We start from the raw sequence: 22,114 nt of genomic DNA, 5'->3' as shown, positions 1-22,114 counted from the left end.
TAGTCAATACCAAGTCAGCCTAATTTATAGCCGCGGAACCTGTATTCATTGCAGCAAGAAAAGCTTTATTGTCCTTGCTTTTTTTCATTTGCTGCAAAATAAGCTCAGTAATTTCAATGTCTTCCATTGGCGCAATAACCTTGCGCAAAACCCAAATTTTCTGAAGTTCATCTTCTGTAAGCAAAAGCTCTTCCTTACGGGTTCCAGATTTTTTAATATTGATTGCAGGGAACAGTCTTCTTTCTGCAAGCTTGCGGTCAAGGTTAATTTCAGAGTTTCCAGTTCCTTTGAATTCTTCAAAGATAACTTCATCCATGCGGCTTCCTGTTTCAATAAGAGCCGTAGAAACGATTGTCAAAGAACCTCCCTCCTCTATATTGCGCGCAGCGCCAAAAAACCGCTTAGGCTTATGCAAAGCATTAGAATCAACACCACCAGACAAAACTTTGCCAGAAGTTGGAACAGTAATATTGTATGCGCGGGCAAGACGAGTGATTGAATCCAAAAGAATTACTACATCGCGTTTATGCTCTACAAGACGCTTAGCCTTTTCAAGAACCATTTCTGCAACCTGAACGTGGCGTGTTGCCTGTTCATCAAATGTTGAAGAAATAACTTCTCCTTTGATTGCGCGTTCCATGTCAGTAACTTCTTCTGGACGCTCATCAATAAGAAGCACAATTAAATAAACTTCTGGATTATTCTGGATTATTGCATTTGCAATTTTTTGCATAAGAATTGTTTTTCCAGCTTTTGGAGGAGCAACAATCAAAAGACGCTGCCCCTTTCCAATTGGAGCAAACAAATCAACAACTCTACCAGAATATTCATCACTTACTGTTTCCAAACGCAATTTTTCGTTTGGATAAAGCGGAGTCAGATTTTCGAAGGGAACACGTGTTTGTGCTACGCGAGGCTCATCGAAGTTTACGGTTTCGATTCTCAAAAGTGCAAAAAAGCGTTCACCTTCTTTTGGAGAACGGGTCTGTCCGTAAACTGTATCACCAGTTTTAAGGTTAAAAAGACGGATCTGGCTCGGACTAATGTAAATATCATCTGGTCCAGGAAGGTAACTATTCTGCGGAGAACGCAAAAATCCGTAGCCATCAGGAAGAATTTCAAGAGCACCAGAAGCAAAAATAAGTCCGCCATGTTCTGTATGCGCTTTAAGAATATTAAAAATAACTTCCTGCTTTTTCATTGAAGGAATATCTTCTTCGGCACAGCCGTATTGAATTGCCATAGAACGCAATTCTGGCATACTCATTTTTGTAAGGTCATTGATTAAAAGACGTGGTTTTGATTCATATTCTTCAGGATTTTCGATTATCTGGGCTGCTGCTGTCGCTTCGTCTCTGGCAGCGTTTCTTGCAGCAATTCTTTCTCTGTAGGAAGTTCTTCTGTTATTACCGTTGTTATGCTGACGATTGTTATAAGTACGTTCTGTTCTTTCGGTTCGTTCACCGTCTGTTTTTGAAACCACAACCCTTCTTCGCGGTTTTACAACAATGCGAGTCCGGCGCTCTTCCGTTTCTGAAGGATTTTCTTCTGTTTCCGTCGCAACTGAAGTTTCTTCGGAAGCAGGATTCTCAGGTTCATCTTCTGACGAATCATTTTCTTCAGATTCATTTACTTCTGGTTCTACAACAGATTCTTCCTGGACTGGTGCTGGACTTTCAAAAGATTCTGGCTGAATGTCCAATTCCAACTGGTTTTGAACATCCTCATTCTCATTTTTCAAGTCTTCGGATTTGTCCAAAAAACGGCGCTTAATCAATGCCATTTTAATTCTCCATAAAAAAAATAATAAAAACTGTAAAATTTTATAAATTATCTACAGACTTTTAAATTCAAAATATTCATCTGTAAAATTATTAAAAACGGTTAAAAACTAAAACTTTTCAAGGATTTTTCGGTAAAAGAATTGATTATTCATTATATTATTCTGGCAATAAAAAAGTCAATAAGATTTGTTTTTAATCAAAAACTCAAAACCGCTAGTTTAATGAGGCAAATCTGATTTAATAAGCAAAGCCTGTTTAAATTCATCAGAAGCAACAGAAAAAATATCAACATCTGGCGGATTCTGCAACATCGTAACACTGCCTTCAAAATCCACATCGTCAGCAATTCTTATTCTACCAGTTACAACATCACCAGAAACGCTGCTTCCAGAACACATTTCGACACGTTCTTTTGCTTCTATATTGCCTTTTATTTTTCCAGAAATTACAAGAGAATTTACTTTGATTGACTCCACATTGCAAAGCGCAGTTTTATCAATCTCCAAATCTCCAGTCGCATTTATCTTTCCACTGAATTTTCCCGTAATAACAAGATTGTCAGTAAACTCGAGTTCTCCGTCAAATTCTGTTTCTTGACCAAAAACAGTCAGATTTTTTTTCTGATTTTCTTCTTTTTCAGTTCGTTTGTTCAGTTCAATATTCTGCGACATATCAGTTATTTTACCTTATTTATTTCAACTTCGCAATACAGAAAATTTTCAGAAAAAGGCTTTATCATTTCCCTTACTCTTCCAAAACCGTCTATATAGCAGGTTTGACCGCTATTCGCAGAACGAATCATCGGAATTCCATTTTCCATTGAACAAAAACTTGCGGCCGCAAGATGCTGCATCTGGCAAGACTTGCTATAACTCCAAGAATCATTTGAAAGGCTGATAAAAAGATCCGCTCCCATTTTTGCCATTTTTTCGCCAACTTCAGAAAAAGTATCTTCAAAGCAGATTGGAGTTCCGATTAAAATTTCCTTAAATTTTAACAGCTTCATTTTTTCACCTTCAAGCCAATAACGACCGCTTATTACGCTCTGTTGGTAATATTCCGGAAAAAATCCTTTTAACGGAAAATCTTCAGAAAAAGGCACAAGATGATTTTTTTTGTAGACCTGCCAATTTGGAAGCACTGTCTGTCTTGAATTAACAATTGGCTTTATTGGAGAAAACAAAAGAGCGCTGTTATAGTTTTTAAAACTCGTTCCAAGAATAAAGTCGCATTTTTTTGAATTGATGTAATCAAAAAGGTCGACAGCTATCTCGGAACGCTCATTTTCGCGTCCAAAACGCAATTTTTTATCAAAAGCAGAAACCACATCAACAACGACGCTGGTTTCCGGCCAGACGACAATCTGAGTGTCAGGATACTGCATAAGAGCCTTATCTGTAAGCCACTTTAAGCTTTCAATTTCTTTTTTATACTGTTCAATTCCATCTTTTCTTGGATCTGCATTATTTTGAATTAAAACCGTCTTTAAAGTTGAAGAAGGCTCTGTTTTCTCAACAAAAAAGCCTATAAAAATATGCTGAATAAAAAGAACTGTAAAAAACAGCATTCCGCCAGTCTGCACAAAATTAAAACGTCTGTATTTTAAAACATAAGAAATATTCGCAACAACAATACAGTTAAAGAAAATAATTAAAAAATCCAGTCCCCAAATTTTAGTGTAACGGACAGCCCTCGTTAAAACAGAAATTTTCCACTGCGTATAAGCAGAAACTCCGTATCCAAAGGCAAAATACCCTTTTGTAAAAAAAAATTCCGCAAAAAAAAGAATCAGAATATTAAATATGAAAGCATATTTCCGCGTTTTTGAAAAAATTTGCAAAAGAGCAAAAATTACAGCCCAATAAACTCCAAAAAGGGCATAGACACCTAAAGCCGAAAGCACATCGTAACGGATAAGCCAAAAACAAAAAAGAAAATAACTGACAAAACCATAGGCAAAACCTGCAAAAGCAGATTTTTTCAGACTGAGTTTTGGAACTATAAACAAAAAAGGAACATAATAAAACCAGGCCAATAAAAAAAGCCCGTTTTTAAAAATAAAATTAGGATGTGAAAGGAATTTTAAGAAAGCTGATAAAAGAACAGAAGCGACTACCTGAACCAAGGCTCATCTTCCTTTTTACTCAGCAGCCGAAGTTTCAGAAACAGGAAGATCCCAAAGGGATTTTTTCAGTTCCTGCCCAGCCCTAAAAGCAGCCACAAAATGAGGCGCAACGGTAAGCTGCTCTCCTGTTTTTGGATTGCGGGCTTTTGAACGACCTTTTCTCAAACGAGGTTCAAAAGTTCCAAAACCACGAAGTTCAATTGTATTGCCATCTTTTAAGGCATTTTTTAACTCATCCAAAAGCTGTTCTACAACATCCTGGACGATTTTTTTTTCGCATTGCGTTTTTTGGTAAACAGATTCAACTAAATCATATTTTGTTACTTTTTTAGCAGACATTTATTTACCTCACAACACTTTCAGAAAAAAATTCCTGATGACGCTAAGAGTAAACTTTACGACATCAGGTTTTTAGGCATAGAGAAAGCCAAATTATTTCGCAGCAACTTCAGCAAATGAAACGTTAAAAAGTTTCGCCATGCGTGACTTTTTGCGAGAAACAGCATTGCGTGTAAGAACACCCTTACTGCGTGCAGAGTCAAGCTTAGATACTAAAGTTGTAAGTCTTTCCTTAGCAAGCTTTTCGTCTTTAGCCTGAACAGCTTCTACAAACTGTCTTGCGTAAGTGCGAACTTCACTTTTAATTGCTTTGTTGTGCAAGCGACGAACTTCGCTCTGTGCATATCTTTTTTCTGCAGATGATTTTTTTCCAGCCAAAGGAGGCACCCCCAAATAAAAACTTTATAAATATTAACAAACGAACGATTTATAGTCAATATGGATTTTTCGGTAATTCATATCATTATATCAAATTAGAGTTTTATCTTAAAGTTTTTTCACTATATGCTTTTTTGAATCTTGACACAGACTATCTAATTTATTATAGTATTCGAACATATTCGAATATTTTTTGGAGGATAGTCATGGCTGGTGCTAGTAAGAACTCTCGTACAACAGTTGCAACACAGAAATTTGAATGCCCTGAATGTGGTGGCGAAATCGTAATGAAGACTTTGTACGAAAACGGAAGACTCCGCAACGTAGCTGAGTGTTCAAAATGCAAACTCACAAAACGTCGTCCTAAAGATTTTAGAAAATAAATTCCTTATAACGACCATATAAATCCCGCACGCCAAAGTACACGGTTGTGCGGGATTTTTTTTGTTCTAAAACACATTGCAAGTCGAACAAACTAATCAATAAGGGCCGCAACAGCCTGCGCTATATTTTCTACAGTGTCATACATTTTTTTTGTCTCAGGAACACTCGAAGTAAAGATTCTTCCATACTGTTTTTCTACAATTCTTTTATCCAAAACAACGATTGCGCCTTTGTCAGAATTTCTTCGCATCAACCGTCCAAAACCCTGCCTAAATTTTATAACGGCATCTGGAACAGACAGTTCCATAAAAGAACTTCCGCCCCTCTGCTGTATCATTTCTGACCTTGCTGCAAAAACAGGATTGTTAGGGACACCGAACGGCAATTTTGCAATAATTACCTGAGATAAACTGTCGCCAGGAACATCAACCCCTTCCCAAAACGAATCCGTTGCAAAAAGAACACTTGTTTTATCTTCTCTAAAAATTTTCAAAAGCCGGAACCTGTCATCATCTCCCTGCCTTAAAATTTTTATTCCCGAAAGTCTGAGCGCATTACGGGCTATGTCGCAGGCATGCTTTAAGGACTCGTAAGAAGTAAATAAAACCAAAGTCTTTCCGCCAGCCGCACGAATCAAACGGACAATCGAATCTTCGATATAACGCTGATATTCAAAGGCATTTTCCGGAAAAGGAGCATCTCTCACAACTGCAAACAGCACATTAGTTTTATAAGGAAAAGGCGATGGAAACTTTCCTTCTAAAATACGTTCTTCTTCGGCAAAAAAAACACCTGCGTGCTTTTTCCAGTAATTAAAAGATTTTCCTATGCTCAGCGTGGCAGAAGTACAGATAACACTATCCATCGGCTCAAAAACGCCTTTATTCATCGTCTGAGAAATATCAAGCGGAGTTTGAATAAATTGAACGTAATAGGGATTTTCAACATTTTTTGCAACTGCCGAACTGAGTTTTGACTTTTGAATCCAATAGACAAAATCTGGATGTTCGCTCCATGACAAAAAACTACCGAGAACAATAGCGGAATCTTCAAGTCTTCTCAAAACACTTTTTGTTTCGTATAAAACAGGACTATCTTTCGCTTCTTCTGGAATACAGTCAAAAAGCTTGCGGACATTTCCTGTAAAATCCGCAATATGCTTTTGCAAAACAGACATTGAATGAAGGACATTCACAAACTGAGTCTGAGTATTTTTAAAAAGTCTCAAAGTGTATTCGTGCTCCAAAAGCGCAAGCCCAGCATCCTCAAGCCCATTCAAGGCGACTTTTATCTGATTTACACCTTCAATCAGTGAGTCTGCATTCTCTTCAGAAAAAGAAAGAGAAAGAAGAGTGAATAAAAAGCCAGCGACAGTACCTCTCCTCGATCTGTACAAAAGATTAAGTTGTTTTTGGATTTTAAAACGGTTTATCTGATTGCTAAAAAAAGAAGTTGCCGCATCTTCGATTCCATGAGCCTCGTCAAAAACAATGCGCTTATAAGGCGGCAAAACAGCCGTATCCTCAAAACCAGCTCCTTCAAGCCGGGATTCAATATCCGCAAATAAAATATGATGATTTACGACAAGAATATTCGCATCGGTAGCCTCTTTGCGAACCTTCATTACAAAACATTTTTCCCGAAATGGACATTTAATACCAATACAGGCGTCCGCCTCCGAGCTTACCTTCTGCCAGATATTTTCCGAAGGCATAAAAGAAAGGTCGCTTCGGCTTCCAGTCGGTGTATTTTTTGACCATTCAAAAATTTTATCAAAGATCTCCTGCTCTTCATTGAATAAATCACGTTCTTTTCCAGTCTCATCAAGCCGGCGCAAACACAAGTAATTCTGTCTGCCTTTTACAAGAACTGCCTTGATTTTTTTTCCGACAATTTTTTCTGCCACAGGAATATCTTTTTCAATCAATTGCTGCTGAAGATTTATAGTTCCAGTTGAAACAACTACTCTTTCTTTGTTTTCAACAGCCCAGAGCATCGAGGGAATAAGATAAGAAAAAGATTTTCCAACTCCAGTCCCTGCTTCAAAAATGCCAATTTTATTGTCGTTTAGTGCACTTACAATTTTTTTTACAAGTTCAAGCTGGACAGGACGCTCCTCATAATCCACTGATTTTTGAGCAAGAGGACCGTTTTTTGAAAGATAAAAGGCAACTTTTTCAGAATCCAGTTTTTTTACCACACGTGGAAGAACTGGCTCCATTACAACATAAACTTCAGAAACTTCGTTGTTTATTATATAAAACCCCTGGGCATTTTCAGAGCAATCCGAAGCAACCATAAGATCCGCGTCAGAAGGATGGAGATTTCCAGAAGGATGATTATGAATAAGAACAGAACAGTTTCTTTTTTGCGAAAAATTTATCGGAACAGAATTCAAAGAGCCCCTGGCACCGACACTGACAGAAACCACAACTCCACTTTCGTTTATCAAGCCTGAAAAAAAAACTTCATTCCCGGAAGCGTTTTTTATCTGGGTGCGCATTTCCGTTCTTGCATTATCCGAAAACCGTCTGTTAATTTCCATCACACCACCCCTAAAAAAAACAAAAGCGCAAAAAAAAACCTTGCAACTTTTTGTTACAAGGTTTTTTACATCTCCTAGCAGAATTGAACTGCTGTTGTCGGGATGAAAACCCGATGTCCTAACCACTAGACGAAGGAGACTTATTCGTATCATCTGCAACGCAGCTGACTATTAGATAATAGCAAATCATAAAAATTACGTCAATATCTCAAACGTATTTTTTTAAAAATTTTTATAACTTTTTGTTTATTTTTTTTCAACAAATTTTACATACCAATACCGAGCTTTTTAAGAAGTTTTTCTTTTAAAAGTTTTTCGTCTGCAAGTTCCAGTCCCATAGCTTCTGCTGCAGATAGGTCTTCCAAAGCTTTTTCGTCTTCTCCAATTTTTGAATAGGCAACAGCCCGCCTGTAACGTGCATGAGATTGAAATTCATTTATATCTAGAGATTTAGAAAAGGCTTCTATTGCTTTTTCGTATTTTAAAAGAACTGTATAGACAATTCCAATGTAGTAATAAGAGCGGAAACCATTTTCGTCATATTTTACACTTGACTCAAAATCTCTTAGCGCATTTTTATAATCATTAGAAGCAAAATAAGCCATTCCACGATGCTTAAAAACTACAGAAAGGACAATGTCAGCCGGAACAGGCTTTGAATCAAGAATTTGCGTGTAAATTACAATTGCCTTCTGCATCTCGCCGTTGTTATGAGCATGTATAGCGTCAAGCAACATATCATCAATCGTTCCCCTGACAAACTGACTGGCTTTTCCAATTTCTTTAGTGTCGCTTTTTAACTTAGATTTTTCTTCTTCAGAGAATTCTCCAGTAGTTTCGTCAACTTTTTCATAAAAAGATTCCCGGCGTTCAGATGTTTCAAGCTGAAGTTTTTTTTGATAATCGCGAATTTCCTGAAAAATCGTATCTGCAAGACTTAAACTTGCATTTATCGAAGCAAGTTTTCTTCTTAAAGGCATATCAAACGGAGAAAATTCTGTCTTATAAATAAGCTCGTGCTCAACTTCCGCCCAGGCATCCTGCAAAATCGTTCTTATTTGAATTTCACACACAAGCCCGTCAGGAACTTTTTCAGAATTAGAATCTGGCATACAATCAGCTGGAATTGAAATCAAAACATGAATCGACTCATATCCAAATTCCCTAAAGTTGTCACCACTACCTTTATATTCAACTTCTTTAACCGTAAAATTTTTGCGAACCTGTTGCTCAACTTCATGTAAATCTTCTATAAAAGCACAAATAATCCTTATGCCAATCATATCGGTCAGCTCGACAAGTTTTCCCCGGGAAGAAAATTCGTCAGCCTTAAGACGTAAAATTTTCCTGTAATATGAATTAAAAGATTTTATTCTTGATTTATAAGTTGGCATTGAAGCAAGTTTTATCGTTTTTTTGAGTTTTGCTTCAATTTTTTGCATTATTTCTAAAAGAACTGGATTGTAAGACTCGTAGATTTTTTTTATTTCGTCTTTATGCGGAATTGAAAAAGTAATTTTACTCATTAATAGAATTTAACATTGAAAATAAAAAAAAGCAAATTAAGATTTTTTGAGCAAAAAAAGACGGAAAAAAGCAAAAAAAAACCGCCCGAAAAACTCGGACGGTTTCCAGAAGTTTCCCTATTTAGAAAACTTATTTAGCATCTGCTGCCTGACCACCATTAGACTGTGCATTAGAAGTAGAATTTTCATCAAGTGAAGATGAGAATGAAGCTTCTGTTGCCATCTTAGACTTTTCGAGGTAGCGGTTAACCTGCTTGTTACCAAAACGGCTCATTTCAAAATTCTGGCGAGCAGATTCTTTCTTTGTTACGATACCCCAGAGATCTTCGTCAGCAATGTCGCGTTCAGAAGTAAGCTCTGCTTTGTCGTAGATAATTTTTACATCTTTGAAGTAACCGATGAAATCATCGCCTACGTGAGAAGCATCGCGTGTAACCTGGAATCCAGCAAACTTAACAAATGGAAGTCCGCGTGGATAGATTGGATAAATGCGAATTTCGCGAGTACGTACTTCAGAAATATAGTCTGGGTTGTTCCAGGTAAGAGTTTTCCAACCGTCAAATCCAAGATATCCCATGAAGTAGCGGCGAGTTACACCGTCTGTATCTCCAAGGAGAACGTAAAGACCGTGTGGGAAATTCATACCCAATGTTGTAACGGCAATTGACTTGATTGTTCCAACATTTTTTACAACACCGTAAGCTGGAGAATCATCGCTATCAGCTTCGAACAACGTACGTCCAGAAGCTTTTTCTTCGTCTGTCTGTGGCTGACGGTTGCCATTTGCATCTGCTGTTGAAAGTGGTTCATAAGCAGGAATATCGAATGGAGGAACAATTTTTGCATTTGCATTATATGCTCCAGATGGGAATACGATGCGTACACCCATTACATTTTTTCCAGCAAATGGTACTTTTGCACTTTCACGAACAGGTGCAGGTACAACCTGAGAGTTAGCGAGAGCACCTACGGTCTGAGCCGAACTGTTGAGAACGATTTCCCAATCTCCAAGGTACAAAGAAGTCTTCATAAGATCTCTCTGATCCTGGTCAAAAGTTGCACCAGCTGCAACGCCATAATCCATAATTGTGCGGCTGTTTTCAGGGATTTCAACATCGCTATCCTGAGCTTTGATAGTAATATCAGCGTCAAGAGTTGTGAAATCGATAAGTGTTGATTCCTTTGCAAATACAGATGCACCCAAAAGCATCATTCCTGCAACGGATAAAACGAAAGTTTTCTTCATTCGAAGCTCCTTATATTCGATTGATGTAGCCTTGTTATTCAATAATTATTCTATAACCAATTGCTTTTGTCAATTGTTTTTCGTTTGGATTTTATCGTCCAAAAAGACGGATTTTCCGTCAATAAAGAGTTCTATTTTCTTTACTGATGGAAAATTAGCCTTTACATTCATTTGTAAAAGTTCATAACTATTTTGCAAATTTACCTCTGGCGAAAAATCCATGATTGCCTGTTCTGAGAGGTTTAAGAACAGTGTTCCTTCACGCAAAAAACAAAAAATCACGCGTGTGCCTAGCGGAAAAAACGGCCGCGCACGTTGCGACACAGGCCCAGCAAGAAGCTCTTCAACATAAAGAGTAAGCTTTGAACTGCCTTCTACGTCTGGAACATTTCTGTTTTCGTAAACAAGTTTTTGACTTCCAGCAATATTATACCGAAACGAATACCGAAAGCCCCGGAAATTAAACAAATAAAAACAAAGAGAAACAATAAAAACAACAAGAAGAACAAAAAAGAGCTGAACTTTCCGGTTATTTTTTAAAAGTGAAGAAATTTTTTTCATCATTTTGAACCTGTAAATCCTCTTGAACGCTCAAAATGCGTTACAAAAGCGGATAATCCATTATATATTCCAAGAGAAAGCTTCTGCAAGTAAGATTCATCCTTTAAGAGAAGTCCTTCTTTCTGGTTCGTAAGAAAGCCGAGTTCAACAAGAACTGCCGGCATATTTGAATTTCGGACAACAAACCACTCTTCAGCCTTGATTCCGCGTGCAGAAGAAAGATTTCCGACCTGAGCCTGCATTCCGTCCATTATGAATTTTGCAATCAAAATACTTTCCGTCGTGTATTCTTCTTCCATCATCGAATTCATAACAGTATATAAATCATTGTCTTCGATACTGCCTTTTTCGAGAACAGTGCGCCTGTAACCTGGAGAAAGATACCAGACTTCAAAACCTGAGGCTTTTTTGTCGAGCGAAGCATTTACGTGAACAGAAACATAAAGAATCGCTTCCTTCTCCTTAAGTTTTATTGCGTTTGCAATTTCGGTACGCTGCGAAAGCGAAAGAAAAACGTCTTTTGAACGCGTAAGCTGAATGTTTTTGTCAGGATATGCAGCTTTTAAGCGCGAATAAAGCATTTTTCCGACAGAAAGATTTATATCTTTTTCTGTTACAGTGATTTTTTTTCCGTTGACAGTGTGAGTATACTGCGCTCCTGGATCTTTTCCGCCGTGTCCGGGATCAATCAGAATCGCACCGATTTTAAATCCATTTTGAGAATTTTCTGTCTTAAAAAGACTCTCCGCTTCATTCAAAAAATTCTGGCTTACAAAAACTGCGCCGTCCTTTACTTCTGGGCTGTCTACAAGCACAAGTTTTTTGTAATCTTCGAGAATAAAGCCGTCTCCTTTTCTAAAAGAAACCTGATGTCCATTTTTTTCGAGAATTCCGCTTTCAGAAAGGCTGTCCCAGTAAACTGTAATTCCTGATTTTGAGCTTTCTTCAAGAAGATTAAGCATTTTTTTTTGAGCAGAAAGAGGAATTAAAAATATAAAGAACAAAATTGAAAAAAAATTATGCTTTTTATTCACTTTTTTTTACCGTCTATTGTTTTTTGCCGTATACAACATTCCCTGAATTGACCCCCGCAAAGCCGACTTCCAGAATTTTTTTCCGTCAAGCTCTTCGTGATCTGGGAAAATTGAATCAAATTTTTCGACAATCTGCGCAAATGTGCTGTGATTCCAGTCGCAAATCTGATTTTGAACGTTTTTTATTTCTGCTGGAACAAAATCCGCTATTTTTGCATTTGCAGGAATATTGCAGATTTTTGACCAGTCAAGCTCAACATCAAAGGCCGATGGTGGAAAACCTTTTTCGTCCGCCAGTTCAACTTTTTCAAGAAAATCTTCGGTTTTTTTATTGTTTGTTTCAAGAATCAGAGTGATTTTGTTCAAAGCGTCATAAACTGCTTTTTCGGCAGTTTTTCTGCTAGAAGCCTTAGTGATTATATTTCCGCATTTTTCTACATTGTTACGAGGAAAATCCACCTCATCACCTTTTTTTGCCCGTGGAAGAACTTCCTCTACCCCGCAAACTTCCGAAGCTTCTTTTAATCCACGGATTTCTGCTATTTTTCCAGGAATACTAAGCCATGCTCTCTCTGCGCTCACATTTTTTGACTCAAGCTCATAAAGCTCAAAAGGCTGAACACTGTTTTTTACAGACGGATGCGGATCCCATTCGATTTTTTTTCGATTTCCTAAAATATAATCTGGTTCCATTCCAACAGATATTTTTAACGCTTCTTTTGTAAGAAAACAGCCAGAAGAAAGAGGAAAAGTCCATCCACTCATGTAGCCCCCAGAAAGACGCGCTGCAATTTCTCCAATCATTGGACCGTTTTTTGTATATTTTATGTCTGCTTTTGCAACCCCCTGAGTTAAACCGAGGGCTTTTGCGCCAAGAGCAAAGGTTGCAATAAGTTCATTCTTAATTTTTGAATCTGCCACAGAAGGCATTGTATGTCCAGTTTCGATAAAATACGGCGGATAATAGATGTGTCTGTCGGCAAAACCTGTAACCGTAAAAGTCCCATTGTAAATGAGCGCGTCAATGCTGAATTCTGCACCTTCCATATAATCTTCAAAAATCGCTTTTTTTGTGCGACTGTTATTTATTGCGCAGGAAACCGCAGGTTTTAATTCTTCTTCTGAGCGAACAAGTCTGCAACCACGGCCTCCCATATTGTCGACAGGTTTTATAACTTTCGGAAAAGAGATTTTGTTATTTTTTGCAAGAATTAAAAGTTCTTCCAGACGTTTCTCATCAACTTCTTCAAATTCTGGACTCGGAACCCCATTTTTCTTAAAACATTCTCGCATTCTGATTTTATTTGATGCGTTCAGACAAGACTCATACCTGTGCCCCGAAAGTCCAAAATGCTCTGCAACGTAAGCTGTATTTGCCGAAAAATCAGTGCCAGCCGTAAAAACACCAGCAATAATCATTCCTTTTTCTTTGATTTTTTCGGCAAGATGAACCAACCCGTCCTTGTCTTTTAAATCGACAGGCTCAAAAATATCTGCCATTTTTGAACAGACTGCGTCAGGATTTCCGTCGGCAACAACTGTCTTAAAACCAAGTTCCTTTGCAGCACAGATTGCAGGTTTTTGCATAAGTCCTGCGCCAAGTATGATTACTGCTTTTTCGTTCATTTTTAAAATTTTCCTTTTTGAATTCGTTTTTTTTTAGATTTTACTGCTGAATATCGCGTTCTTTCCGGCAATAAACTTCAAAAGTATCACCAAGTCCAAAAAAGTGGCTTGCAGCCGTGTAAAAAGCCCATTTGAGGCTGTTTGGTTTTGAACCGGCAAGATTAGGAAATCGTTCTGGGTGATGACCTGTGCTCAAGATTTTTTCGATTTTAAATCCGTATTTTTTCAAAATCGAAGAAACCCGGTTCGGTTCCCAAAGCGAATAGTGATCTGCTGGACTGTTTTGGAAAAACGAATGAGTGTTAAACCTTCCAGAAACTCCTCCAGCAGAAGGTGTGCTAAATGCAAAAACTCCGCCTTTTTTCAATATTTTTGAAACAGACTTTAGAACGCTGTCCAGATTTTGAAAATGCTCGATTACATACCACATCGTAACGGCGTCAAATTCATTTATCCCAAACTCAGCCGCAGGATCAAAAGCTGGAAAAGCAGCGCAGGTTGCAGGATAATGGAGTTTTTCCTGAACATAACTTACGGCTTCGGCAGAAATGTCTGTTCCAAAAACTTGCCAGCCAGCATCGTTTGCAGCATCCATAAACGGACCAAAAGCACATCCTACGTCAAGGACCGCAGGAGTAATAAGTTTATGAGAATTCCGGAAAATATAGTCAATTACTCCAGTTCGCCTTACGCACTGACTTTTGATTGATTCAAAATCTTCAAGATAAGTTTTTCCGTATTGTTTTTTGTAACTTTCAAAAAAATACTTTTCGTTGTAAGAAGTGTTTTCTGGATCTGCCGTATAAGACATATAAAGCATTCCGCAAGTGTTACAGCGGCGGAAAGTGCGTTTGTTTGTCCGGCAGATAATCAGATCTTCAAAAGTCGGATGATCAGTCGTACAAATCGGACAGAAAAGCCTTCTTCCCTTTGAAAGCATTCTGACAAATTTTCCCAAATCGTTTTTTTCTGGAGAAAGCCGGGCAAAATGACCTGCAGGATAAAGCTCATTTACATCAGAAAGTGAAAATTCTGCGCCAACTTCGTTTATATTCTGTACCGAAAGACACTTAAATCCGTATTTTCGGGCAAGATTTACGTGAAGCGGAGTTGTTCCAAGAAGAACAACTGCACACCCTGCGGCGACCGCTTCAAAAGCAGTAAAGCCGTAATGAGTTACGACAACATCGTAATTAAAAAGTTGCTCGCGTAAATTGTGCACAGGTTTTATAAAAGTGATTTTGCCTAAAATTTCAGGTTCAACACGTTTTTCAGAAACTTCGGGATTTTGAACAATGGCCGTAACTTTATAACCGAGTTTTGCATAAGAAATAGAAGCAGGAACAACTAAATCTGCAGGATCTTCACCGCCGACAGTAACGAGAATTGATTTTATATCTTCGGTATTCTTAAGTTTTTCCGTGCGTTTATTTTTAGGAAGAGTTATGTATGACGAATCTGCAATATTTGCAGGACGCTGAAGTCCATAAGAAGGAATTATGTCTAGAAGATAATCGCACAAATCCGTATTCAAAGAACCTTCGTCAATTGCAGCAAAAGGAGCAAGCGTTGAAAGTTTTAACGCAAATTCCCGATCTAAGACAAAGGCGTCGGTTACAATCAGGCTGTATTCATCTTTTTCTGGAAGCAAATTGACTATCTGGCTTTCTGAAAAACCATCTTTTTTTGCAGCTTCGATTACTTCGTCTTTTTCTTCAAGGTCAGCATCATCCGGAATATAAACATTTGCACCGATTGAAGTGGCAATTGCAAGACAGCGGCGCAAATGACCTGTTCCCTTTCCCTTTTTTACACAAGGAACGCACAAAACAGGGAATTTTATAGAATCATCTTCAAAAGCACGGATAATTTCTTCGCTTGTATAAGGCCCGTTTCCGCCGAGGTTTCTTACAACCGTACAAGCGCGTCGATAATCCGCAGGAGTATCGATTGTCGTTCTTAAAGAAGGTCTGTTCCACTGAGAAGGTGAACTGAGCATTACACTCGTAAAATTTTCAGGATGATTATAGAGAGCTGGACCGACGTGTTCGTGATCATACGGCTCTTCTGTCAAAGATGCGGCTTTTAAAAGCGATTCTGCATTAAAAATTTCAACTCCGCTTCCATGAGGAAGTTCTGTATAAGTTATGTAGTCGCATTTTCCAGTCTGAGAACGGCGGTTGTACTGTTCAAGGAGGGAAATTGCACAGTCATAAAAAAGAAACGGATTGTCCGCAGTAGCGCGAATTACTGTATCAGCCTTAGTTTTTTTTATTAAAAGACAAAAACGCTCAAGAACATCTTCAAGGGGACCTTCAAAAACATTAAAGCCATTACGTTTTGCAACAGGAGCAAGCTGTCCGCAACTTTCACTGTCTGTCGCAAGATAGTATTCATCCGCTGGAACTTTTTTCATAGCAGCAAGAGTCCAGTCAAGAACAGTTGAATTTCCGAGTGGCAACAAAGCCTTTCCCGGAAGACGGGTGGAAGAAAGCCTGCATTGAACAACAAGAATCGTCATTTTATTTTCCCCCAGTTTTCTACAAGATATTTTGCATCGATTTTAAAACGGTATTTGTTTTTAGAAACCCACTTCCGGGCATCGCAAAACTGTCTGCATGATTCAATTAAACCGCATCCTGACCTTAAAAGATATACAAAAAATGAAGATTTTGGAATAACTCCGTGGTCTTCGTCAAATCGCGGAAGCAGATTTTTTAAGAAAAATCGTCCGTAAGACAGGTTCGCAGTCAAATTTTCAACAGGAAAATCATCTTCATAAGAAAAACTGTACAAAGTTGAAATTAAAACTTTTTCGCCCCAAAGCCATGCTCGCATAAAAAAGTCCAGAGTCTGCCAATGCAGGGAATTAATTGTATAATCAAAACCACCGAGCTCAATAAATTTTTTTCGATTGTAGATACCGATGTTATCAAGCGGATAAAGAGTTTTTAAGCCGTCAGAAATTGAAGACGAGGCAAAGACATCAAAAATTGAACCTCTTACAGTCGGTGAAAAAATCAACGGAAAATTCGTAATCGAACCGCAGGTGAGCCGTGGACTTGTGCATAAAACCTTTAATTCTTCGATTCGTTCAAGGACGCGCGGAGAAATCAATTCGCCTTCGATTTTTAAATTGTCGCGAAAAACCAAAACATTGTCGCACGAAAATTCCGACATTCCGATATTTATAAGCTCGCCTTCGTTTACTTTTTCCAAAGGAATTACAAATTTTACTGACGGAAATTTTCGCGAAAGTTCATTTATATTGTAATTTTCGTGATTTTTTTCGACCGAAACAATCTGCTCAAAACCCATTTTTATCAGTTTTTCCAGAATGGCAGAACGAAACTGGCTTCCTTTTCCATTTAAAAGCAAAAGTCCGACTGAAAGTTTTATTTCCGAAGGAGAATCTTTTCCTCCAAGCACAGCACGGTTTATCTGTCGTTCGTTAAAAATTAAAGGTATAGTATTCATCGCAGACCTGGCATTTTTCGCAATAATTTTTATTCATGTGGTTCAAAACTTCTTTTTGAACTGAATCCCAAATTTTTTCAAAAGGCTCTTCGATTGCATTTCCGGCAATTTCCGAAATTCTTGACCTGCACAAAGGAACGCTTCCGTCTGAAAGAATATTCATATCGCGCCTCAAATGCCAGCAAACATTCCGTTCAAGCGGAGAAAGGTCGGCAGGTTTTTCATCGCTCAAAAGTCCTGCATAGCTGTCGTATTTTAAAATCACAAATTGTCCGCCAGAAGGAGAAGTTTTTTCTTTCCAAAAACGATAAAAACTTTCAAGCTGCTCTTCGTTTGCATTCATTCTTGTAAACTGCGGATAAACGTGCGACGGGAAAATTTGAGAAAGCATTGCAACGGTTTTTAAGGCTTTTTGAAAATTTGAGCCTGAAATTCCATTCATTTTTTCGTACATTTTTTCATCAACGCTGTCAAACTGAACCGCAAAGTCGACTCGGCAGGAATTTTTGGAAGCTTCTGCAATTTTTTTCGCCTGTTCTTCAGAAAAACAAAGTCCGTCAGTTTCGATAAAAAGCTTTAATTCAGGATATTTTAAAACCTCAAGCGCAAAATCAACAAAATCAGGATTTAAAGTAGGTTCTCCAAAAAGCGAAAGTCCGACTGTTGCCTGAGCTGAAAAATCTGCGATTTTTTTTACGAGAATTTTAAATTCATCTAATTGCATAAAAGGCATTTTTTTGTCAGAAAAAAGTTTTTCGTAAGGACAGTAAAGGCTTTTCGTATTATAAGAATTTGAAATCTGAATACTGTAATAAGCAGGCAAGGTCTGCTGGATTTCTGACATTTTTTCTGCCAAATCAGAAATTTCGTAAACATTGAAATCCGGCGTCAAAAAATCTTTTTTTTGCTTTTTCGCTTCTTCAAAAAGACGGACACAAGAAACAAAACCTGATTTTGAAGAACATTCAAAGTTATAACGCAACATCCGGTAATCTTTATCTGAAATAATAGTTTCTATTTCAAAAGAATTTATATCCGAACTCATAATAGAAAAAAGCGCATCGCGGGAAGCAGGTTTTTGTCCAATTGATTTTTGCAAATTTTCTGCAAGACTTGCAATTATCGAAGCCGCTCCCCTGTCTATAAGTTCCGGGGCAAAACCACTTGCAAAACCATCTGCAAAAGTATATTCAGCCTTGTACTGAACATGGGAAGATGTGAGCTCGTCTGTAAGCTCTTTATTTAAAAACGGAGAATCCGCCCAGGCAAAAATTGCAAAATCGGCGGAATTTTGCGCACACTGAGAGGCAATTTCCTTTGCGACAAGTGCATTCGTCCAGTTTTCGTGCTGAACAAGCAGAATATCTTTTTTTTGAGGAAGGCATTTGCTCATTAACAGAAAATTCTCTTTATTTGTAAAAATTACGGTTTTTATTGAATCTTCAACAGAAAAAGCCCATTCAAGAGTTTTTTCAAAGGCACAGAGAGAATCGAATTTTTTTTCATATCTAAAGCCTGGTTTTTCTCCGGCAAAAAGAATTACAAGTTTTTTCATTTTATATTTATCGGTTTTTCGATTGAACAAGATAAACTGATTGTATAAAATTGGAAAAAAATTATGACAACGCAACTTTTTCCATCAGATACAGTTTTTTCAGTAACCAGTTTAACTTCGGTTATCAAGGAATTGCTAGAATCTTCTTTTGTAAACATAAGCCTTGAAGGAGAAATTTCTGGTTACAGACCAAATTCAAGCGGACATCTGTATTTTACATTAAAAGACGAAAATTCTCAAATAAGCGCAGTTATGTTCCGTGGAAAAGCCTCTGCCTTGAAATTTGTGCCAAAAGACGGAATAAAAGTCCGCTGTACAGGTTCAATTTCTGTTTACGCTCCGAGAGGAAATTACCAGATTATTATTTCTAAAATGGAAATTGCAGGAGAAGGAAATATACTGCAAATTCTTGAAGAACGAAAAATGCGTCTGGCGGCAGAAGGTCTTTTTAATTCCGACAGAAAAAAAAGAATTCCGTTTTTTTCCAAAAAAATCGGCGTTGTGACAAGTCCGACAGGAGCTGCCCTTAGAGATATTTTACAGATTACAAAACGCAGAAATCCAGCTGTAGAAGTGATTATTTTTCCGGCGGTTGTTCAAGGAAACGACGCAGCGCCTTCGATTGTACGGCAAATTCAAGCTGCGAACGATTTTAAAATGGTAGACACACTAATTGTCGGTCGTGGTGGCGGCTCAATAGAAGATCTTCTTCCTTTTAGCGAAGAATCTGTGGTTCGTGCAGTTGCCGAAAGCGAAATTCCTGTAATAAGCGCTGTCGGACACGAAATTGACTGGGCACTTTGCGATTATGCCGCCGACTGTCGCGCTCCAACACCTTCGGCTGCGGCAGAAATTGCAGTTCCCCAGCTGATTGACATAAAAAACGATTTAAATGGCTATCAAAACGAAATGCTGAGCCTGATAAATGCAAAAGTCGAAAAAATGAAGCTTTTGATAAAGTCGTTCAACCCGGATTCGATGGAAATGCGGTTCAGGACGATTGAACAGCCTTACCTTATGCGGCTTGAAAATGCAAAAAACGCGCTGCAAACAAATTTTGACGAAAAAATCAAAAAATTCCGGCAGTTTTTACGTGAATCAGTTCAAATTCTGGAAGGAGCGAGCCCAAAAACGATTCTTGCCAGAGGATATTCAATGGTAAAAACCGCAGACGGAAAAATTGTGCGCAGTCAAAACGACGTAAAAAACGGAGAAAAAATCGAAGTCTACCCGGCAGAAGGAAAAATTCTTGCAACTGTAGACTAAAAATATGGAGAAAGAAAAATGACTTTTGAAGAAAACCTTGCAAAACTTGAATCACTCACAAACGACATAAAACGCACGGATATTTCGCTAGAAGATGCGCTTAAAGATTTTGAGGAAGGAATAAAACTTGCAAAATCCCTCGAAACCGCCCTCGACAAAATCGAAGGAAAAATCCAGATTTTGACTAACCAGCCTGTAAAAGCAGAGAAAAATCCAGCAGGAACAGAAATTCCGCCACAAATGGATCTATTTTCGGCCGCTGATGCAGAAAACGGTACGGCAGGAGCGCCAGTACAGGGATTAAGGCAGTAAAATGCCACAGGACAAAAAAATGCACAGAGCTGTAAGACAGTTGAGCGCCGACGTTGCAAGAAAAATCGCCGCAGGAGAAGTAATCGACCGTCCAAATGCCATAGTCCGCGAACTCATGGACAATGCCGTGGATAGCGGGGCAGATTCAATTTCCGTAGAAATTTCTGGTGGCGGGATTGAAAAAATAAGGATTTCTGACAATGGTTCGGGCATGACAAAAGAAGATTTATCAGCCTGTGCCCGTCCGCACGCAACAAGCAAAATCGTAGACACTGCCGACTTAAACAACATAACGACTCTCGGTTTTAGAGGAGAGGCTTTGGCTTCGATTGCCGCAGTAAGCAGGCTTTCAATTTCTTCTGGAAACTGGAGAATGAAAGCAAGCATTTTAGAAGACCACCTTCTCGAACAAATTCCTCTTGTACAAAACGGAGCAGGAACAATAGTCATGAGCGAGGGTCTTTTTGAAAATTATCCTGCTCGCAGAAGATTTTTAAAACGACCTGCATCCGAAAACATGCTGTGCCGCGAAACTTTTGTCGAAAAAGCACTTCCGCGCCCAGACATTGCTTTCCGCCTTACGACAGACAATTCACTAAGGCTTGACTTACCAAAAGACGTTACTTTGACAGAAAGATTTGTTTCTGCCCTTGAATTAAACGAATCAACCGACTTTTTTGCAGAATTAAAGGCTTGTGGCGGAACCGAATGGAAATTCAAACTCGTAATCGGAGAACCAACGGTTTACAGAAGTGACCGCAGACAAATTTTTATCTATATAAACGGGAGACGCGTTCAGGAATTTTCGCTTTTGCAGGCGATTGAATACGGATGCCAGGGATTTTTTCCAAACGGAACACATCCAGTGGCGGCGCTTTTTGCGGAAGTTGATCCTTCGACAGTGGACTTTAACATTCATCCAGCAAAAAAAGAGGTTAGATTTAGAGACAGTTCCTCACTTCACCACGGAATAAGTTCAACCGTAAAAGAATATTTCCGCTCATACGGAATCAAAAACTCCCAGATTTTTGAAGACAAGGACAACGAAGAACAAAACAATGTTCCTGGATTCGATTTTGAAGAAAATTCTTCTTCATTAAAAGTTTCGGAAAACCAGTCAAAAACGAATGACAATTCCGAAGCACAATTTTTCTCATCGCTTGCAGCCCTCGCTCTTTCAGAAAATTCAAAAATTCAAGAAAAAAACGAAAAATCTGCAATTTCAACCAGTTCTCAAAAACCAGGTGACGACCTTCGTTCAAGATTTTTTAATTACGACAGCACTCAAAACGTGCAAAAAACGCTTTACGAAAAGCAATCTTACAAAAATAACCATATTTCCGAAAACTCTGGCTCAAAGCTTTACGAAAAAACAGAATTTCCGCAGTTTACAAATCCAGATTCTGACGGTTTTTGCTACATAGGAACCGTTCTCAACTGCTTTCTCATAGCTCAAGTTCAGGACACAATTTATTTTATCGACCAGCATGCGGCTCACGAACGGATAATTTTTAACAAGCTTCTTTCAGGAAAAACAGAAACACAGGCACTTTTAATTCCTTACAAAATAACGACAGAAGACGAGTCCGAAGAAAAATACCTTGAAACTGCACTTCCATTCCTAAAAAATGCAGGTTTTACAGGAAAAAACGCAGGCGAAGGAATTTTTGAATTTTCGGAAGTTCCAGCAAGATGGAAAGGCACACAAAATGATCTTCAGAGCGCACTTCTCGACAAACTCGTAAAACCAGAAGACATAATCTATTCTGTCGCTGCAATGACAGCTTGCAAGGCCGCAGTCAAAGACGGATATGTTTTGGACAGGGCCGCAGCCGAAGAACTTGCAAAACAGGCTCTAAAACTTCCAGATCCGCACTGCCCTCACGGACGCCCAGTTTGGACAACGCTCACAAAAGAACAACTTTTTGCTAGAGTAAGAAGAACGAGATAGTTTTA

The 22,114-nt window shown here is 38.4% G+C and carries 18 protein-coding genes and 1 tRNA gene; 4 read left to right on the top strand and 15 right to left on the bottom strand.

Annotated elements, in window-relative coordinates:
* Positions 1-19 precede the first annotated feature (19 nt).
* The 5 genes from rho to rpsT form a co-directional block, all read right to left on the bottom strand.
* Positions 20-1,783: a transcription termination factor Rho gene (gene rho, locus ACT6XC_RS02465; RefSeq protein WP_443737526.1), complete on the bottom strand. Its 1,764-nt coding sequence runs from the start codon at positions 1,781-1,783 to the stop codon at positions 20-22.
* 219 nt (positions 1,784-2,002) lie between these two features.
* Entirely contained in the window at positions 2,003-2,455 is a 453-nt protein-coding gene (locus ACT6XC_RS02460; RefSeq protein ID WP_443737525.1) for a bactofilin family protein, read from the bottom strand.
* A 5-nt stretch (positions 2,456-2,460) separates the two neighbouring features.
* A complete protein-coding gene (lnt, locus tag ACT6XC_RS02455; RefSeq protein ID WP_443740673.1) occupies positions 2,461-3,909 on the bottom strand; it encodes an apolipoprotein N-acyltransferase in 1,449 nt (482 codons plus the stop codon).
* Between the two features lie 15 nt (positions 3,910-3,924).
* Positions 3,925-4,248 carry an HU family DNA-binding protein gene (locus tag ACT6XC_RS02450; protein WP_443737523.1) on the bottom strand — a complete coding sequence of 108 codons (324 nt, stop codon included), beginning with the start codon at positions 4,246-4,248 and terminating at the stop codon, positions 3,925-3,927.
* A 93-nt stretch (positions 4,249-4,341) separates the two neighbouring features.
* Positions 4,342-4,626: a 30S ribosomal protein S20 gene (gene rpsT, locus ACT6XC_RS02445; protein WP_443737522.1), complete on the bottom strand. Its 285-nt coding sequence runs from the start codon at positions 4,624-4,626 to the stop codon at positions 4,342-4,344.
* A gap of 206 nt (positions 4,627-4,832) precedes the next feature.
* Between rpsT and ACT6XC_RS02440 the strand changes: the two genes are divergently transcribed.
* Positions 4,833-5,009 carry a hypothetical protein gene (locus ACT6XC_RS02440; RefSeq protein WP_143592590.1) on the top strand — a complete coding sequence of 59 codons (177 nt, stop codon included), beginning with the start codon at positions 4,833-4,835 and terminating at the stop codon, positions 5,007-5,009.
* A 92-nt stretch (positions 5,010-5,101) separates the two neighbouring features.
* Here the strand turns inward: ACT6XC_RS02440 and ACT6XC_RS02435 are convergent, their stop codons facing one another.
* The 10 genes from ACT6XC_RS02435 to ACT6XC_RS02390 all read right to left on the bottom strand — a co-directional run bounded on the left by ACT6XC_RS02435 (position 5,102) and on the right by ACT6XC_RS02390 (position 18,580).
* A complete protein-coding gene (locus tag ACT6XC_RS02435; RefSeq protein ID WP_443740672.1) occupies positions 5,102-7,555 on the bottom strand; it encodes a helicase C-terminal domain-containing protein in 2,454 nt (817 codons plus the stop codon).
* A gap of 68 nt (positions 7,556-7,623) precedes the next feature.
* Positions 7,624-7,695, bottom strand: a tRNA-Glu gene (locus tag ACT6XC_RS02430).
* Between the two features lie 126 nt (positions 7,696-7,821).
* On the bottom strand, positions 7,822-9,081 hold the full coding sequence (locus tag ACT6XC_RS02425) for a (p)ppGpp synthetase (protein ID WP_443740671.1): 1,260 nt from the start codon (positions 9,079-9,081) through the stop codon (positions 7,822-7,824).
* Between the two features lie 130 nt (positions 9,082-9,211).
* On the bottom strand, positions 9,212-10,327 hold the full coding sequence (locus ACT6XC_RS02420; RefSeq protein ID WP_443737519.1) for a flagellar filament outer layer protein FlaA: 1,116 nt from the start codon (positions 10,325-10,327) through the stop codon (positions 9,212-9,214).
* Positions 10,328-10,396: 69 nt separating this feature from the next.
* Positions 10,397-10,891, bottom strand: a complete 495-nt coding sequence (locus ACT6XC_RS02415; RefSeq protein ID WP_443737518.1) for a GerMN domain-containing protein — start codon at positions 10,889-10,891, stop codon at positions 10,397-10,399.
* On the bottom strand, positions 10,888-11,850 hold the full coding sequence (locus ACT6XC_RS02410; RefSeq protein ID WP_443737517.1) for an N-acetylmuramoyl-L-alanine amidase: 963 nt from the start codon (positions 11,848-11,850) through the stop codon (positions 10,888-10,890). The genes ACT6XC_RS02415 and ACT6XC_RS02410 overlap by 4 nt, the downstream gene beginning before the upstream one ends.
* Before the next feature lie 78 nt (positions 11,851-11,928).
* Positions 11,929-13,548, bottom strand: coding sequence for an ATP-grasp domain-containing protein (locus ACT6XC_RS02405; RefSeq protein WP_443740670.1), 1,620 nt, complete (start codon positions 13,546-13,548; stop codon positions 11,929-11,931).
* A gap of 40 nt (positions 13,549-13,588) precedes the next feature.
* Entirely contained in the window at positions 13,589-16,069 is a 2,481-nt protein-coding gene (locus ACT6XC_RS02400) for a cytidylyltransferase domain-containing protein (RefSeq protein WP_443740669.1), read from the bottom strand.
* Positions 16,066-17,025 carry a hypothetical protein gene (locus ACT6XC_RS02395; protein ID WP_443740668.1) on the bottom strand — a complete coding sequence of 320 codons (960 nt, stop codon included), beginning with the start codon at positions 17,023-17,025 and terminating at the stop codon, positions 16,066-16,068. The genes ACT6XC_RS02400 and ACT6XC_RS02395 overlap by 4 nt, the downstream gene beginning before the upstream one ends.
* A complete protein-coding gene (locus ACT6XC_RS02390) occupies positions 17,000-18,580 on the bottom strand; it encodes a spiro-SPASM protein (protein WP_443740667.1) in 1,581 nt (526 codons plus the stop codon). Before ACT6XC_RS02390 ends, ACT6XC_RS02395 begins: the two co-directional genes overlap by 26 nt.
* 63 nt (positions 18,581-18,643) lie before the next feature.
* Between ACT6XC_RS02390 and xseA the strand changes: the two genes are divergently transcribed.
* The 3 genes from xseA to mutL are packed head-to-tail and all read left to right on the top strand — an operon-like array spanning position 18,644 to position 22,109.
* Positions 18,644-19,846, top strand: a complete 1,203-nt coding sequence (xseA, locus tag ACT6XC_RS02385) for an exodeoxyribonuclease VII large subunit (RefSeq protein WP_443740666.1) — start codon at positions 18,644-18,646, stop codon at positions 19,844-19,846.
* A gap of 18 nt (positions 19,847-19,864) precedes the next feature.
* Positions 19,865-20,158: an exodeoxyribonuclease VII small subunit gene (gene xseB / locus ACT6XC_RS02380; protein WP_443737511.1), complete on the top strand. Its 294-nt coding sequence runs from the start codon at positions 19,865-19,867 to the stop codon at positions 20,156-20,158.
* 1 nt (position 20,159) lies between these two features.
* Positions 20,160-22,109 carry a DNA mismatch repair endonuclease MutL gene (mutL, locus tag ACT6XC_RS02375; protein ID WP_443740665.1) on the top strand — a complete coding sequence of 650 codons (1,950 nt, stop codon included), beginning with the start codon at positions 20,160-20,162 and terminating at the stop codon, positions 22,107-22,109.
* Positions 22,110-22,114 lie beyond the last annotated feature (5 nt).

This window comes from Treponema berlinense, assembly GCF_052273165.1.
Taxonomy (GTDB): Bacteria; Spirochaetota; Spirochaetia; order Treponematales; family Treponemataceae; genus Treponema_D; species Treponema_D berlinense_A.
Note: the sequence above shows the minus strand (reverse complement) of the source record. Positions and strands in the feature narration are given on the sequence as shown.